Genomic DNA, 14,012 nt, shown 5'->3' with positions numbered 1-14,012 from the left:
TCGCGCGTCGACGGTGCGTGCGGTTCACCGAGCAGGCTCGGTGGTCGATTCGACCGGTGCGACGGGGAGGAAGGTGTCAGTGGGTCAGTAGAGACTGTCCCAATCACCCCTCGAGCGGGATCTCCTTCCCTTGCGCGGTCGACTCGGCCGTCGGTAGCCGGATCTCGAGGACACCGTTTGTGTATTCGGCATTGATTTCGTCCTCGTCGACCGTCTTCGGGAACCGGAACCGACGGTGATAGGTCTTCTTCCGGCCGCGGTTCTCGTCAGTGTGTTCCGCGGCAATGTTGAGGACGCCGTCGTCCCATGCCAGTTGTATCTCGTCGGTCTCGAAACCCGGCATGTCAATCGTGAGGACGAACTCGTCGTCCTCCTCGTACAGTTCATAGTCGCTACCACCGATGTCGCCAAATAGCTGGGATGGTAGGTCGAGGCCTTGCATCCATGTGCTTGGAGTATTCGCTCGCACCATGGCTGATCACCTCGAGTTCAACTGATGATTGTCCGCGGTTCATAATAAACCCTTCGTTTCATGTGAGTATGTAACACATCTCATGGCTCGAGAGTGGACGGAGGAAAAGGCCCATTAGTTCCCCGACACATCGTCCGTATATGGGACTCGGCAGCACTGCAAAGAAGATTCAAACGCTTTCGGATCGAGCCGAAGCGATGTACAAGCAGGTACAGAAACTTCAGCAGCGAATCACGGGGCTGGAAGAGAAGACGGACGAAACCCACGAGACGGTCTCGCGAATGGACCACCAGCTCACCGAGCAACGCGCACTCCTGCTCGCGATTGCGGAGGAGCAGGGAATAGACGGAGAGGAGATCCTGGCGGATGCTGCGATCGACGAAGCTGAACTCGAGACGGCCGGCGAGGCAACCGATACCGAACGGACGCCGGTGACCGAAGACGGGACGGCCGACGCGGCTGCCAACGATCCCAGTCCAAAGTAACCGGCTTCCAGCAGGACGCCGCACCTTACGTCGTTGAAACGATGTACCCACTGCTCGCCGGCCGGTGGCCAGCGAGTTCTCACCGGCCGCTAATTCGGAAGCAGGGTGTGCAACGACGTTCAACGAGTACTATGATAACGCGATTCTGCACCGATCGGATCGAACGATCCCGACGACGATTCTCCGTCTTTGCACGACGACGAGCCGCGCAAATCGAGCGCCGGTGGGTGCAGTCAGCGAACCGCCCCGTCCTGTCTTCCGATTCGAGAGAGCGATACGTTCGAACGATATTGGCTCGATCGGGAGTGGACGCCGGCGGTTGCGGTAATAGCAACGACCGCTACACAGAGGGGACGCGTATGGCGCCAACCAGTACACTCTTCAAATGTCGCCGAAAGGAGGGAACATGAGCCGGCGACCGGATGGCCTCCCGTCAGACGCGAACCTGCCACCCGCCTTGCGGACGAAGGTTGACACCTACGTCGACCAGGGTGGCCTGCTGGGGGCGCTCACACACTTTTTCACCGTACTCGACACCGACGATGCGGACCTCGCCGCAACGCTCGCATCCATTCCGACGAACCTCTTCGTCACGAGTGCGCTCCACGACGACGCCATCGACAAAGCCGACGAGTGGGGCGCGGATCGCAAGCGACGCCTGAACGAACACGTTTCGGTCGGGGACCTCATCTTCACGAACGTCGCCGAGACCGTCGCGACTGCGCCAGACGCCGTTGACCTGACGCCGGCGCTCGAGACCGCCCGCAAAATCGGGACGGGACAGCTCGCAGAAGAAACGTTCGACGGGTCGAACGCAACTGTCGACGATGCGATCGCTCGCATCGAGGCCCGCGGCAGCGTCTGGGGCGAACTCGCCGTCCGGATCGTCGCGGCTACGGGCGGTTATTCAGATGCCCAGCTCGAGGCACTCCGGACGATTGCGACGAACAGCCTGTTCGTGTTGACGGTCATCGACGACCTGGCGGACTTACCGGAAGACATCGAAAACGATGTCACAACGCTTCCGCTCGTCTATTTCGACGGCGATCCCGACGAGTATGGATCAACCGAGGCAGTGATCGATGCCGTGCTCACCTCCGACGTTCCCGACCGCCTGGCCGAACTCATCACCAGACGACAAGCGGCGATCGAGGCTGCTGCCGCCGACTTGCGAGTCTCGCTCGACCTGCCAAACGAGGCGCTTCTCGAGGCGGGCGATCGGACGCTGGCCTGGTACTGCGAGTCGATTAGCTCGGACTCAGTCGGCGAAACCGTCCCCGTGGCTCAACAGCGCGCGATTCGCGAGCGGGTGACCGGCGACGAACAAACGAGACGCCGCTACGTTGCCGAGTGCCTCACCGAGTTGCCGATCGCCGCCGACGCCGACGAGGCGGTCGCCGCCGTTTCTGATGTCCCTGGCGAATTGCTCGCGGAAACGGCGATCCGCTTTCACCACCTCGGATCGATTGCGGATGGTGTGATGTACACTTCGCTCGAGGATGCGCTGGCTGAACTTCGTACTGCATCGGCCCGAACCCCCTGACCGGAACGCCGGACCGCGTCCGTTCTCTCCGCCCGACAGCGCCTCGTCCAATCAGACCGCGAGACGGCGGTGCTGCACCTTCATACACAGATCCTGAACGACGGTCTTGCCCGCAGCCTCCGCGCGGGCCGCCGCCTCGTCATCACGTATACCCTGTTGCGTCCAGATTACTTCGACGTCGTCACGCTCGAGCGCCGAGTCGACGATATCACTCACCTCCTCGCTCGGTCGGAAGACGCAAACGACGTCGATCCGGTCTCCGACGTCCGCGAGGGAGTCATACGCATCCCGGCCGAGAATTTCGTCTGCGTAGGGGTTGACCGGAATCACGTCGTAGCCGTGGTCGAGCAGGTACTTCGGGACGCCGTGGGCCGCTTTCCCCCGCGTGCTCGAACAGCCGACGACGGCGATCGTGTCGTACTCGAGGACGTCAGCGAGTTCGTCTGCGGATTCGACTGGCATGGTGACACAAAGGGCCTCGTCGAATAAACGCTTCTTGATTCCGGAGCGTCGACGCCCCCAAACGTAACTACGTGGAGAAACCGGCGGTCCGAATCTCGGGCTCTTCGCCGTCGGCCGTTTCCTCGAGTTCGAGGACGGCGTCGAACAGTTGTTTGAGCGTGTTCATCGTCTGATCGTCGTGGGCTGTCGAGTCGATGACGTAGAGGCCGAACGCGTCGGCACTCTGGATTCGACCCGTAAAGACGTGAAGGAACCTGAACACGGTCTGCAGGTCGGAGTACATCAACAGCGTCGAGACGGAATGTAAGAGGACGCGGTTTTCGGTGATCCCCCGCGTCTCGTAGAACTCCTGGAGGAACTCCGAGAGTTTGATTCCGATACCGGTCATGTCGACCGGGGACGACGCATATTTGATTCGTGGATCGTCGTCTATCGTTCCGATGCCACGCTGTTTCGTTACACAATCGACGACACCGATGTCGGGTTCGACACCGTCGTTGACGTGGTCGTCGACGCTCTCGAGGACCTTATCGGCGCTGTCTTTCGTGGTGACGACGATCGAGCCGTCACCGCGATTTGCACCGCTCGCGAGGATATCGAAGGTGATCCGTCGTTTCCCCGTCAGTGGCGGGCCCGCGACGAGTACGTTCGTCCCGGGATCGATCTCGACGTCCGGAAGGACATCTGCAAGGTCATACATACCAGATACTCACATCCATCGCCGTGGCGACGACCGTTGCTGGTACCGCCTACTCCAGTGTCCGGCGTGCTGTATGAAAATACGCGAACCGGCTTATAGTACTTTTGATTATATTAGATACGGGTTCTCGCCCGCCGACCACGACGGGTCGCAATTGATTCGTGGAATCGCGCATCCAAATAGCGGAGAGGAGATCGCGTGCAACGAGTAGTCGAGGACGTGCCGCCCGCCGATGCAGTCGACGATCCACGTTTCGTCGGTGGCACGATCATGCCGCAGTCGGCGCACGGATCGTCATCGCAGAGGAGAGCACAACCACGCGCAGGCGATGGGATCGGAATCGAGCACCCGACTTACAGGCCCGGCGGTTGGAACTGGACCTCGAGCGCCACACGGCCGACGATAAACGAGAGAGCGGCGAGAAACATGCCGTATTTGAGATGCGACTGTCCGACGGTCGGATTCTCGAAACTCTCGTAGGCTGCGACGAGCATGACCGCGTCAGCCGGCACGACCAGCAACAGATACGCGATGCCGAAGTTCCCCTCGAGATACGGCAGGGGGCTCGCAACCACTGCCGTCACGAGGAGGCCGGCGGCGATCGCGAGCGCTCGACGCTCTCCGATCGCGATCGGAAGCGTGTTCAGTTCCTCCTTTCGATCACCTTCAATGTCCTCGACGTCTTTGATGATTTCCCGGGTCAACGTCGCGATGCCCGCGAGAACGAAGAGAACGACCGCCGGACCGATATCGCCGGCCGCATCGACTGCTGCAGCACCGAAGAGGAACGTGCTACCGACCAGATAGGCCACGAGTGCGTTTCCCAGTCCGGGCAGCCCCTTGAAAACCTCCGTGTAGGCTACAAGCGCGAGGAGATTGACGGTCGCGATACCGATCGCCAACGGTGGGAGAGTGATCGCCAGGACGACTGCGCCGGCGAAGAGAAGACCGCTAAACACCAGGGCACCGCGCGGACTCACCGCTCCCCGAGGAATCGCCCTGTCGGGCCGATTCACTCGATCGATCTCCCGGTCGAAATAATCGTTAATCGCGTTCCCAGCACCCACCGCCAGCCCCGTGGCAGCGACCGCCGTGGTGACCGCTATCGGTGCTTCGATAGCACCGCCAGCAACGAACGCCCCGATGAAGGTTAGCACGCTCGCCGCAACTGCGTTCACCGGCCGCGTCAACTCGAGCAACCCGCGACCCGTCTCCACCGCTGTCATACCGGGGACTGGTCAGGCAGCCCGGTTAAACGGTACGGTCCGCGCCAGGCATCCGAGCTGTCGTCTCGACGACGCTCGAGCGAACGAGACCATATCCGAGCGGCGATCTGCTGTTCGAACCGCCCCGCTTGCTCTCACATGGGTCGGCGTTTCAGCGCCACTCCTCGAGACCACATAGCGCGTCGGCATCGATCTCGAGCCACTCGCCCACCCCCTCTTCACCGTTTGCATCAGCTGGTACGGCGGTCCAGACACGCTCGTCGTCGGTTAGCAACTCGAGCGGTGTCACGCCGGACTGCACCTCGTCGGGGACGGGAGCTTCGGTTGCCGTCATTACGGGTACACATTGTGTCTTCATACCAAAGACCTCGGGTGGCGATTATCAATAGCTGGGAATTCACGGACCTCGAACCGGTCGTGTCGAGCCCCCTGTCGATCGGCGAAAATCGAGTGACTTATACGGATTCGTCGGGAACGAAGCGGTGAGGGCGCTTAGCTCAGTCTGGACAGAGTACTTGGCTTCGGACCAAGCTGTCGTGGGTTCAAATCCTGCAGCGCCCACTCGGAAACAACTCGTTTCTGTACTAATTCCAAATACCTTGTAGAGGCATCGGAGGCCCTGTTTTCGGCCCTTCCGTCCATCAGTCGAAGGGGGTCGAAATCTGATCCCAACGGGAAACGGATTGCGGGCCCGCGGTGTCGCACGATTCTCATCGCAAACGTGGGGTGGTCGGCGTGACGGTCACACCGTGGCCGGCGGTCGACAACTCGACGTGCCGTCACTGTGGGGCTCACGTCACCGATCGCTTCCGCCGCGTTTTCGGTGACGACGACGATCGGGCCCATCGCTGTGGCGACTGCGATACCTACGCACGTCTGAGCCGCGGCTCCGCCGCTGGCGTCGACGTTGCAGTTCCAGATCCAGAGACGTCGCCCGGCCGTCACGGAGGTGAGATCGATGCGTAAGGCCGAGTTCGTGCCTGCGAGCAGGCTGTACGACGTCAAGAGTCGAACGCCCATAGCCCATCCGGCACATCAGGCGATCGACGAGGACGTTCGTCGTGCCGTCGAAACAGAGGACGAATCGACGGCCCGTTACACACGCGAGAAGGGTGGGGGGAAGTTACATACGACAACGATTGACAATAGTCGAAAAAGGGCTCCAGTTCAACTGGAAAACGGCGTTCACGCGGCCGTTCCTGCCGATGAAACCGAGGGCTCACAATGAGCCGTCTCGTCGAGTCCGACAAGTGTGAGCGGTGCGGCGAACGAATCGACGCGCTCCGTCGACTGTGTTCTGACTGTACGCGCGAGGTTCGTGACGCACGGGAGGGACCGCTATGAGTTCTCGAGCATCGGCGCTCGAGAGTTCAAAAGCCAGCGGTGACGCCCTCGAGGCCGAGATCGTCCAGGTTGTCGACGAACTCGAGTACGTTGGTGATCGGACGACTACCTGGCACGACGCCAGGACGACGGCTGTCCTCGAAGCGAGTCGGTCACTGCCGTTCTACGGGATCGTTCTCGTCGAGCCGGACGTTCCGATCGAGATCAAAGGCTGCCAGATCGAGACGAGGAACGGTGGCCGGTCGACTCGCGGTCGGTTCTACGTGAGGCGAGCGGCGCACGAACAACTGCTCGAGGCGGCCGGGATGTACCTGTTCGTCGTCTACCTGCCGCGGCCGGGGTTGCCCCAGGTCGCCAGGGCGATCGTCCCGGCGACGCTCGTCGACGAATTGCTAACCGGTCGGTGGTACGATGTCGACGGTTCACGGTCCGAACAGGAGGTCGCGAAACTGGCCTGGTCGCACGTCATCGACCCGGCAAGCGTCGATCCGGCAGTAACCGTGGGTGATCGGCGGTGAGTGTCGACGCCGATCAGGATGGTCGCGACCTCGAAGCCGAGTTAGCAAGTTCGGCGGCAGGTCAGTTCGGCATTCCCGTCGACGCCGTCTGCGTGGGGTGTGGGCGGACCCGTGTCAAACGGGCCAGCCTCGAGGAGATAGACCAAGACCCTCAGGCCGATCCAACGACGCTCGAGGCGACGGACTGCACGTCGTTCAAACACGTCTGCTACCCGTGTCAGGGCGCGACGTGGTGGAATCCCGTCGCCGTGCTCACCGGCTTGCTCGAGATCGAGCAGGAGGCAGAAAGCGAGCGAGGTGAATAGCAGTGTCGCAGGTCGAGACGACCCCGCACGAGATCGAGGGCCGCTGGAAGTGGCCCGACTGGGGACGTGGTCCATACGACGCACTGTCATCGGTGATGCTCGGGCCGCCTTTCGAGGGGTTCCTCGAGATCGATACCGAGGTCGACGGCGAGCCGTGGCACCTGGAGGTGCGCTACAGCAAGTCTGGGTTCGCACCGCGGTTATCGGACGGAATCAACGCCGAACGTCTCTACGAGTGGGATATCGTGGGCCGTGGGCGCGGTGAGCGAAAAGCATCGTTCAATATCTCGCCGCGGTTTCCGAATATGCGCCACTGGGAAAGTGGCGAGAAGCTACAGCTCCCCTGGGAAAATCAGGTCGGTGAAGTCGACGGTATCGACGTCGAGTTTCATACGAGTAACATCGAACCAGAGCGCGGTCTCGAATTGCTATCGGAGTTCTACGCGGCCGTTTTCGAGCATGCAGGCGAGCGGATTCATCCTGACTACTTTCGGACCGAGCCCCACGAAGCCAGTCGAATGTGGGCATATGAGCGCTACGTCAGGATTCGACGGGAATGGGCTTCGAAACTCTCGTCGGCCGGTGTACTGCAGAAAGTCGCTCACTATCTCTCCGACCTGGAGGGCGTGAAAGCCGAGTTGCACATCAACAACGAGGAGGTGATCAACCACCAGAATCGGCTGTTCCTGAATCCGACGTCGGCGGGTGAGTTACTGCCAAGTCACACCTACGGCCGAAAACTCGAGATATACCAGCTGAAGGACCCCGACGCGGTGTCGAAGGATCACCCATCGTACCATCCAAAAGTGGAGGTTCTGGTCAACAAGTCGCTGAACGCCGGTGAGGCATGGGCATGGGCCGATCGACACGAGGTGACCGAGCAGATCGAGGAAACGCTACTGAATGCGCTTCACTGGGAAGACATTCCGCTCAGCCCCGACGGAAACGGCGTGTACGTTGCAGACGACCACTTTGATGCGGTTCCTCGAGAGAAGTCAGTCGAACTCTACGAAGATCCAACGCCACGCCTCGAGGCGAAGTCAGATCACCTGTTGATGACCACGCTTCGAGATATGGGCGAAACCGCCCGAGACGTCACTGAACGAGTTGCGACCGATGGAGGTGCAACGGTCGACGATCTCGCCGACCAGTTGGGCAAGCATCCGGCGACGATCTACCGCGCAATCAGTGATCTCGGTGACGTCCTCGAGCTCGACCAGGGAGATGTGTCGTTCCGGGCCCGGAAGTACCGTGAGGAACTACGAGCGCTCGTCGAGTCGGCCGAGTACGCGATCGAGAGTTACGCCGATCGGATGCAACACCTCATGGGCTTGGCTGACCACGTCGCTGAGTCGTCGCCCTTCCAAAAGTGGCTCGCCGAGAACGGCGCTGAGCTCTCGTTCGATGATAACGGCGAGCCTCGTAGGATGCGTATTGATACGATTCTCTCTCGGTTGAAGTCGGACAGCTTCGAGAACGTGCAGACGCTGGCGAGTGAAGCCCTCGAGAAGTGGTCCAGATCGGGTAATGATCCGACCGTACTGAGAGGTGCGGAACTGACGTGGAAAACGCCCGGTGGTGGGACCGAAACGGGGTTTGTCGGCGCTGTTGCTGATCGCTGAAACGGCTAAGATAGTGGCAACGCTACCCCTCTATTTCATTTCTACAACTCTACTTTCATCTGTAGCTGATTTTCACAACTTCGTTTGTATTCGGTCGAGGTAGCCGTGGCGATCGCCGCGATCGCACCGCAACGCCTGCGGGGCCGTTTCGCGCTTCGCGCGAAAGCCCCCTTGGCAGGTGTCGCCAAGGCGACAGCGCCGAAAAATTACAGCGCCCCCACCTCACTTCCGCGGGTCTCCAGTTGAAGCACACGAAACGGTGGGGTGTGAGAGGTTGATTTAACCCAACTCAATTGAAACCCTCCTGTAGGTGGATATTGTGGCTTATAGAGAACGCCGAACGATCGAACCAACGTGTGAAGTCTGCGATGAGTATGTTCCATTAGAGATACCTGGGGGGATGCTTGTGTACAGGGTCGGATCAGGGATTGCTAGTGAGCCGATGCGAAGCGGTCCCGCTTTCGATGAGAAGGTCACTGAGGAGTGTAGCAATGGCCATGTGGTTGGTGCGCTTTTGATTTCTGCCAACAGGGAGAATCTACCTAGCCCTTTTGAAAGACGAAAACAACAGATGGAGAAGGAAAAGCGAGAGGAAGAAAATAGAGGTTTGGATGAGTTCTAAGCCGTAGGGTCTGACAGAAGCCTTCTCTAATAGTGTGAACCCAATCTCAGAAGGAATTGGCATTAATCACTATATCAATTATTGACTCTCGGTAGTCGAATAGTGGTCCTCAATTGATTTCCGAAGAATTGAAAGATGATAATCTGCCGCATTACGGGCAGATTCAATTCTATCCTGCTCTCCTCGTGTGAGTGCATCGAGAGCGATTTGATCAGAGTCAACCATTCGCTGGATGTGGTCCATCTTCGATCGAATTCTGTTTGAGGGCTTTAATCGTGTTCGTCGCTCCTCCTCGTTACAAATTGATAATGTCTCATCAGGAGAATCGACGTCTATCGGCTCGACTTCGGGCATTGGTTCACCTCGATTAAAAACCGGATCAAACGCCGCAATGAGCTGATCTTCAGCTAATTTCCAGTTCTGAGTTGTCCAGATATCAACGTACCATACATCGAGGAGATCAATTCTACCGTGTGCGACGACGCTGGAGTTCTGTTGTGTGAAATGTTCCCGTAGCCTGGATACAAGGTGCCTGCTCTCCGATTGAGATGCATACCCTACATACACTGGAGTCTCATCCAGATCATACATGCAATAGACTCCACCTCGGCGTGGAACCTTTGCCCAATCAATTTCGGTCATATGCCAACGGTGTGTTGACTTACATATCAATGTGGCTGAAGCCAAGGCCCAAAATAACCCCCTGTCTCCGCACCGCCGACATTAAAGGATCTTTGAATGACACCGCCTCTTTTATAATTAGGGATCTTAATTGAGGTGAGAATGCATCCAGTCGATTCGTTCATAGAACGTGTTCGGGATGCGCTAATTTTGTCGGTGGTATCAACCATGCTCGTGATATTCGGACAAGCGCTTCAACCGATCTATGAGACACGAGAAACCATTGAAGCAACCACTGAGTTCACCCTCTGGATATTTTTTGCCTTATTCGAGTCCTTTCCAGGAATAATAACCTTGGCTGGGATTCTAGCTGCAACAGTGATTGCGGGTCCATTGGGGTTCTTTGGAGCGATTTTAGAAACCATTGGTGCGAATCAATTCCTGTTCGGAGGACATGTTGGTGGATTTTGGGTGGCTGTATTCGGTGCCCTGATGGTGGTAATTGGGTCGTTCATTCCTTGGCTTAGATTATTCTCAGTTTGGATGGACAGCCAAAGTAGATATTGACCTTGTTTTCATACAATCAACCGAAATCTCACTTGGCTACACCACAACCCCCTGAGGCTGCACGTCCACAAAATTCGATCCTCGATTATGCACACGGGCCGCAACTTGTCGTGTGCATATCTCGAGCCGATCCACCATGTGAACCGTCGTTCCTCTCTAACCGACCGACACGTTTCGCCGATTTCGGGCCGAAATGGGCCGTCCAGTGAGTCGAAAAAACTAGAATTTCGGGGTTGTGTACACGAGTTTGCGAATCAGGACCGACGGAGATTACGCGTATCGACGAGACGCGATCGAACGAGCGGTCGACTTCTACGACTGCAACAAGACGAAAGCCATAGTCAGTGCCTGCGATGATATTTCGAAATTCGTTCAGGCTGCCAGCAGCGTCCTCGAACGCAATGACCACACGCTCAAGCAGCGCCAGGGTATCGCCGAGACACATTCAACACGAGCCGTGACGTTCGAAGTCGAATCCGAGATTGTCGTCGACACCGATTAGAAAACAGAGTTGATCGAAATTTTCGCCTGCTCGGTTCCGCGGTGATCGCCACCGCCATGCCAACGGAGTAGCGGAAGATCACTCGAGCAGACCATCTTATCCCGAAGAATCGTACAGCCAGATCGTCCATGTGCTCGGTAGACGACGAAACAATACCAGCCATCGTTCCGTCGTAGTTTCTCGTGATACTGCCGGTAGACCTTCCAGTTACCTGGCTGCCCATCGGCGTGCTCAAGCATCGTGCTCTTGATCTCGACAGGCGTTCCGTTCTGAAATTTTGCATCGTGCCATGATGACCGCTCGAGAGAGAATCGGCGCTTTCGCGCCATGCGTTTCTCGCAAATCGTCCCGAAGTGATTCGCGCGTTTCGAGCGATTCGAACTCATATCAGATATCCCATGTTACGCGCACGTCGCGCGTTTTTATTTATTTCTCCGCGAGGGACGTCGCATCGAAGGCAGGCGATGGGCCGTAGGGCGCGGTCCTGTCGGACCCCGCCCATAGTAAAGGGGGGTCGCTTGCGCTTTACAGATTCACAACCCGTCGCAGTCATGCGATTGCAGCCTCGACGTTGTTAACCCAGTCTGCCTTTTCTCCGCCGCTATCGTATTCCTCCAGCCAATTACTGACGGTAGCATGGCTGTAGGGCACGTATTCGGCGGTTTCGCGCGCGCTCATGCCCTGCTCTCGACAGTTTACCATCGTCCACATTGAGACCATCTTAACCGACTCCTCTTCCATCTCAGGCTCTCCATCGTCCGACGATCTAGACCATGACCAATCGGATGCTTCTGCCGTGTTGAATCGCCAGTCAGTCGGCGGGATACCTTCGATCTCGCCCTCTATTCCGGTTAGCTGTCCGTTCTTGACCCCGTCTGCGATGATCGCCTTCTTCTGGCTGACCTTCTTGACGACCTTCCCGACTCGCCATAGCATCGGATGGATTGACGATTCGTCGTGACCGATATAGATCAGTGCGCCGCCGTACTTGCGGATCTTGAACACGAGAGGACCCATCTTCTTCCGCGTCTCGTGGCCCTGTGCGCCGGTCCCACTAGCCGCTGAACTAAATTCATCGCCGATGAAGAGCTTCGGCCGCTGGCTGTGCTCGAGCGGATTCCCGTCCTGCTTAACCCAGTCCATCATCGTCGGATAGTCCGGTATCCAGCCGTCGTTAACCTCTCCCCGTTCGTCGACCCAGCGATCTCGTTCCTGCAAGGATCGGATATTCGATCCAACCAGGGACTCGCCGCCCTGGAGCGCGCGCCACCGCTGGCCCAACAGCCCAGCGAAATCCGTCTTCCCTGCGCCCATCTCGCCCAAAACGACGACGACCGGGGCCGGTCCGTTGATTAATTCATCTATTTTTCCGATCGCTTTGATTCCCGAAACGTCTGCGCGCTTGCTCGTGTCTCCGACTATGTGCTTGATTGACGGGATATCTCCGTTCTCCATCGCCTTACGGAAGGTCTCAGTACCCTCTACCATCCGGATTTGCTCGTGCTTTTCGAGGTTTTGAACCTGTCCGGGCATAGCCCCGGGCCGATCGGCCTCGGTCGGATCGTAATGGATTGACCGGATCGACATGGCTCGAGATATCTGTTCGTCGCGGACTATCCCTCCGTGATCGGCGACCTCTCGGTTCTCTCGCTTGCCGAATCCGTCCTGGTGCTCGCGCGCCTCGGCCGTCACATGCACGTCGTTATCGTCGGTCATTGTTATCCAAGCCTGTCGGTGTGATAGTCGCTGAACGCTGTTTCCGCTTCGTCTGCGCCCGAAATGATTAACTCCCCAAGATACCCGTCCATCGGCTCAATATTGTCGTACCGATAGCCGATTTTCCGGTTCGTGTCTTGCAGGTTTAGTGTGCCATTCACGGTCGACGACGATTTCTGCACGCCGTTTAGATACACCGCTAATTCGGATGCCGAACTCGCGGACCCTCCGACGGTGATCCATTGTCCCGTGCTTGGTGATCCTGCGGTCACATCCCGGTTCGATCCCTTGATTGACATGCTAACGCTGCTCTGTCTCACTGACATTGAGATAGCCTCATCGGAGTTTGGGGCTCCGTACCCCACTATCGTCTCATCGTCAGTTCCATTCAGATACACGAGGGCCGCAAATGAGACGGCTGACTGCCCGGTTGGTAGGTTCCCGTCTGACTCGAAGCTATAATAGTCCGGGTTGGTATCACTGAACTCAACTGCATCAAACCCGGAATGGCCGGACCGATAAACCGGACTTCCAGACGGTGTCGCGGTCAGGTTTGTCAACCCGTCGTCCCAGTTGACCGTTTCTCCATCGGTGGCTGCGATCGACCCTCCCCACCAGTGATAAATCGGGTCCGAAAACATCGAATTGTCGGGGAGATACGTGTTAACCCACGATATCCAGTCCCCTACATCGCTCACTCCGTCCCGGTCATTAGCGACCGCCTTCGCGCGCATCTCATATTCGGCCCCTTTATCAAGTCCCGTAATCGTCTGATTGTACGATGTCGGCCCTGTTAGCACCTGTGGCGACGAATCCGTATCTCCAGTTGTCCCTGTCTTTCGATATTCGAATAGCGCGTTTGCCTCGCCCGTATTCACCATCTCCGTGATACTTCCCGCCAGATTCGCCTCCGTATCTGAGGTCACATCAACAGCATCCGTCACAACCGCTATTCTCGGCTGCTGCTCGGTCTTGAACTCGATCGTCTGACCGTCGTTAACCTCTTCTCCGTCGATCTCCGCAACCGACCGCACTGCGTAGTACGTGTTCGACTCGAGTCCGCCAATCCCGCGCGAAAACTCCTGTGTCGATGTGAGGCTCTGGCCGCTTGTCGGAGTCCGATCGCTTGACGTTCCACTCGGCCAATACTCGAAGTAAACCGTCGTGGAGTCCGCGTCGATCGACTCGAGCACGCCGACGAGAGTCGCCGACTCCCAGTCAATATTTTTCGGATCGGACGTGCTGACCGACGCTGTTGGTTCTGGCGCAAACCCGCCAGTCCCTCCGTCTATCCCCTCTGTCGGGGC

18 protein-coding genes and 1 tRNA gene are annotated in these 14,012 nt (G+C 58.0%); 10 read left to right on the top strand and 9 right to left on the bottom strand.

Going from position 1 to position 14,012, the window contains the following annotated elements:
• Positions 1 to 103 precede the first annotated feature (103 nt).
• A complete protein-coding gene (locus HYG82_RS41815) occupies positions 104 to 472 on the bottom strand; it encodes an Hsp20/alpha crystallin family protein (RefSeq protein WP_179264280.1) in 369 nt (122 codons plus the stop codon).
• 140 nt (positions 473 to 612) lie between these two features.
• Here HYG82_RS41815 and HYG82_RS41810 point away from each other — a divergent pair, with 140 nt between their 5' ends.
• Together HYG82_RS41810 and HYG82_RS41805 are read left to right on the top strand one after the other, a co-directional pair.
• Complete coding sequence (locus HYG82_RS41810; protein WP_179264278.1) at positions 613 to 957, top strand: DUF5798 family protein; 345 nt, start codon at positions 613 to 615, stop codon at positions 955 to 957.
• Positions 958 to 1,363: 406 nt separating this feature from the next.
• Positions 1,364 to 2,500 carry a hypothetical protein gene (locus HYG82_RS41805; protein ID WP_179264276.1) on the top strand — a complete coding sequence of 379 codons (1,137 nt, stop codon included), beginning with the start codon at positions 1,364 to 1,366 and terminating at the stop codon, positions 2,498 to 2,500.
• Positions 2,501 to 2,551: 51 nt separating this feature from the next.
• Here the strand turns inward: HYG82_RS41805 and HYG82_RS41800 are convergent, their stop codons facing one another.
• The 4 genes from HYG82_RS41800 to HYG82_RS41785 form a co-directional block, all read right to left on the bottom strand.
• Positions 2,552 to 2,962, bottom strand: a complete 411-nt coding sequence (locus HYG82_RS41800; RefSeq protein WP_179264274.1) for a CoA-binding protein — start codon at positions 2,960 to 2,962, stop codon at positions 2,552 to 2,554.
• 67 nt (positions 2,963 to 3,029) lie between these two features.
• Positions 3,030 to 3,662 (bottom strand): RAD55 family ATPase, encoded by a 633-nt coding sequence (locus HYG82_RS41795; RefSeq protein ID WP_179264272.1) that lies wholly within the window; start codon positions 3,660 to 3,662, stop codon positions 3,030 to 3,032.
• 353 nt (positions 3,663 to 4,015) lie between these two features.
• A complete protein-coding gene (locus tag HYG82_RS41790) occupies positions 4,016 to 4,888 on the bottom strand; it encodes a geranylgeranylglycerol-phosphate geranylgeranyltransferase (protein ID WP_179264270.1) in 873 nt (290 codons plus the stop codon).
• 151 nt (positions 4,889 to 5,039) lie between these two features.
• On the bottom strand, positions 5,040 to 5,222 hold the full coding sequence (locus HYG82_RS41785; RefSeq protein ID WP_179264268.1) for a DUF7511 domain-containing protein: 183 nt from the start codon (positions 5,220 to 5,222) through the stop codon (positions 5,040 to 5,042).
• Between the two features lie 152 nt (positions 5,223 to 5,374).
• Here HYG82_RS41785 and HYG82_RS41780 point away from each other — a divergent pair.
• The 6 genes from HYG82_RS41780 (at position 5,375) to HYG82_RS41755 (ending at position 8,677) form a co-directional block, all read left to right on the top strand.
• Positions 5,375 to 5,449 (top strand) — tRNA-Arg (locus tag HYG82_RS41780).
• A gap of 165 nt (positions 5,450 to 5,614) precedes the next feature.
• Positions 5,615 to 5,854 (top strand): DUF7563 family protein, encoded by a 240-nt coding sequence (locus HYG82_RS41775; RefSeq protein ID WP_179264688.1) that lies wholly within the window; start codon positions 5,615 to 5,617, stop codon positions 5,852 to 5,854.
• Positions 5,847 to 6,116, top strand: a complete 270-nt coding sequence (locus tag HYG82_RS41770; RefSeq protein WP_235217773.1) for a hypothetical protein — start codon at positions 5,847 to 5,849, stop codon at positions 6,114 to 6,116. The genes HYG82_RS41775 and HYG82_RS41770 overlap by 8 nt, the downstream gene beginning before the upstream one ends.
• A gap of 112 nt (positions 6,117 to 6,228) precedes the next feature.
• Positions 6,229 to 6,750, top strand: a complete 522-nt coding sequence (locus HYG82_RS41765; RefSeq protein WP_179264266.1) for a PD-(D/E)XK family putative nuclease — start codon at positions 6,229 to 6,231, stop codon at positions 6,748 to 6,750.
• On the top strand, positions 6,747 to 7,055 hold the full coding sequence (locus HYG82_RS41760) for a hypothetical protein (RefSeq protein ID WP_179264264.1): 309 nt from the start codon (positions 6,747 to 6,749) through the stop codon (positions 7,053 to 7,055). The genes HYG82_RS41765 and HYG82_RS41760 overlap by 4 nt, the downstream gene beginning before the upstream one ends.
• A gap of 2 nt (positions 7,056 to 7,057) precedes the next feature.
• Positions 7,058 to 8,677, top strand: a complete 1,620-nt coding sequence (locus tag HYG82_RS41755; RefSeq protein WP_179264262.1) for a DUF7845 domain-containing protein — start codon at positions 7,058 to 7,060, stop codon at positions 8,675 to 8,677.
• A gap of 700 nt (positions 8,678 to 9,377) precedes the next feature.
• Here HYG82_RS41755 and HYG82_RS41750 read toward each other — a convergent pair.
• A complete protein-coding gene (locus HYG82_RS41750) occupies positions 9,378 to 9,941 on the bottom strand; it encodes a GIY-YIG nuclease family protein (protein WP_179264260.1) in 564 nt (187 codons plus the stop codon).
• A gap of 141 nt (positions 9,942 to 10,082) precedes the next feature.
• Between HYG82_RS41750 and HYG82_RS41745 the strand changes: the two genes are divergently transcribed.
• Both HYG82_RS41745 and HYG82_RS41740 read left to right on the top strand, forming a co-directional pair.
• Positions 10,083 to 10,487 (top strand): hypothetical protein, encoded by a 405-nt coding sequence (locus HYG82_RS41745; RefSeq protein ID WP_179264259.1) that lies wholly within the window; start codon positions 10,083 to 10,085, stop codon positions 10,485 to 10,487.
• 247 nt (positions 10,488 to 10,734) lie between these two features.
• On the top strand, positions 10,735 to 10,989 hold the full coding sequence (locus HYG82_RS41740) for a DUF7692 domain-containing protein (protein ID WP_179264257.1): 255 nt from the start codon (positions 10,735 to 10,737) through the stop codon (positions 10,987 to 10,989).
• Here the strand turns inward: HYG82_RS41740 and HYG82_RS41735 are convergent.
• From HYG82_RS41735 to HYG82_RS41725, 3 genes are all read right to left on the bottom strand, one after another.
• A complete protein-coding gene (locus tag HYG82_RS41735) occupies positions 10,986 to 11,375 on the bottom strand; it encodes a PD-(D/E)XK family putative nuclease (RefSeq protein WP_235217772.1) in 390 nt (129 codons plus the stop codon). The genes HYG82_RS41740 and HYG82_RS41735 overlap by 4 nt on opposite strands.
• A gap of 163 nt (positions 11,376 to 11,538) precedes the next feature.
• Positions 11,539 to 12,705 (bottom strand): P-loop NTPase family protein, encoded by a 1,167-nt coding sequence (locus tag HYG82_RS41730; protein ID WP_179264255.1) that lies wholly within the window; start codon positions 12,703 to 12,705, stop codon positions 11,539 to 11,541.
• A 2-nt stretch (positions 12,706 to 12,707) separates the two neighbouring features.
• Positions 12,708 to 13,739, bottom strand: a complete 1,032-nt coding sequence (locus HYG82_RS41725; protein ID WP_235217771.1) for a LamG domain-containing protein — start codon at positions 13,737 to 13,739, stop codon at positions 12,708 to 12,710.
• Positions 13,740 to 14,012: the final 273 nt, after the last annotated feature.

The sequence above is a fragment of the Natrinema halophilum genome (genome assembly GCF_013402815.2).
In the GTDB taxonomy this organism is placed as follows: Archaea; Halobacteriota; Halobacteria; order Halobacteriales; family Natrialbaceae; genus Natrinema; species Natrinema halophilum.
Note: the sequence above shows the minus strand (reverse complement) of the source record. Positions and strands in the feature narration are given on the sequence as shown.